Source organism: Vibrio sp. Vb0667 (assembly GCF_033391095.1).
Map to the genome: position 1 here is coordinate 1 of NZ_JAWPOL010000207.1, position 1,304 is coordinate 1,304.

2 protein-coding genes are annotated in these 1,304 nt (G+C 46.5%); one reads left to right on the top strand and one right to left on the bottom strand.

Features of this window, described 5'->3' with window-relative positions; translation table 11 throughout:
• The coding region (locus R8269_RS24660) for a LysR family transcriptional regulator (RefSeq protein WP_318222836.1) at window positions 1-620 on the bottom strand (620 nt) is incomplete at its 3' end.
• Window positions 621-760: 140 nt separating this feature from the next.
• Here R8269_RS24660 and R8269_RS24665 point away from each other — a divergent pair.
• Entirely contained in the window at window positions 761-1,159 is a 399-nt protein-coding gene (locus R8269_RS24665; protein ID WP_005494637.1) for a hypothetical protein, read from the top strand.
• Window positions 1,160-1,304 lie beyond the last annotated feature (145 nt).

A 1,304-nucleotide genomic window follows, 5' to 3' on the forward strand; every position in this document is an offset into this window, starting at 1 on the left:
TCTGCTTTACGATAGCTCCAACGCGTAACCGAACCAGTCAGAGTTCGATGTTCGGCCAGCTCTTTTGGGTGTTTTGGCATGCCATATTGCTGCACATAGCTCGGGCTTGCGATCGTCACCATGTCAACCGTCATCAGCTTGCGCGCGACAAACCCTGCATCATCCAATTCCCCCATGCGAAATGCGACATCAAACTGATCTTCAATCAAGTCAATACGAGGCGAAGAAAAGTCCAAATCAATGCTGACGTTCGGGTACTGTTGCATAAACTCACACACGTATTTGGCGATGATGTCTTCGCCGATGTAGCCACCCACACAGTTCACTCGAATCACGCCGCGAATCTCTTGAGTATCATCGACGGCGGCAATCAACGCTTGGTCGATGTCTCGCAAAGCTTTTTCACAGTCGTGATAAAAGCGCTCGCCGGCATGAGTCAAACGCAGCGTGCGTGTGGTTCGGTTGAGTAGTGTTACGCCCATTTGCGCTTCAAGTCCGCTGATCTGGCGAGAAACGTGAGATCGAGAAACGGACAGAGCTTCCGCCGCTTTGGTGAAGTTGCCAAGTTGGGCGATCAAAACAAACGAGCGAATGTCGGCGAGATTAACTTTATTGAGCATAATGAGCGTGTTGCAAAAAGCGATGGGTTTAAGGTTATCACAATTATTTACCAATCATATCGGCAAGCAAGGTCGAACGACTTGAGCTTTACGACAACTTGCGTATTATTTTCTGCGTTTCCATCTTTATCTGACTTTTTATGAGCTTATTGATTTCACGACAAGGCACGCCTCAAAAGCGCGCGAAATGGCTGCTAGCAATGATTGGCTGGGTCATCGTCGTGTGTCTGATGCAAAATTCTGGTTTGGTTTCGGCATGCTCGATGAGTGATGACCAAACCTTGGTTTCTGCTTTATCTAGCGATGATGCTCATGTTGTGAAAGCTGATAAAGTCAAAGAGCCGAGTAAGTGTGAACTGTCTGAAAAGTTGATTCAGTTTACCCAGCATCAGCTCGAAGCCTTCATTGTCGTTTTGTTCATTGGCATTGTTTTAGCCGCAGTTTGGCGATGCAGTGCCTTTGTTAACGCGAGGCAATGGACTGAGCCCATCTACGACAAACATCGAATTCATCTTACCTTTTGTGTGTTCCGAGAATGACAAGTGATTCTGGCCGAAAACGCCAGCCATTTTCTACACTTGTTATTAATTAGGAATCACTATGAATCACATTACTAAAGCGACTCAACTCGCGTCCATATTCTTTATGGCGTTGGTGTTGGGTTTGTTCTCTCTTAATCTCTCG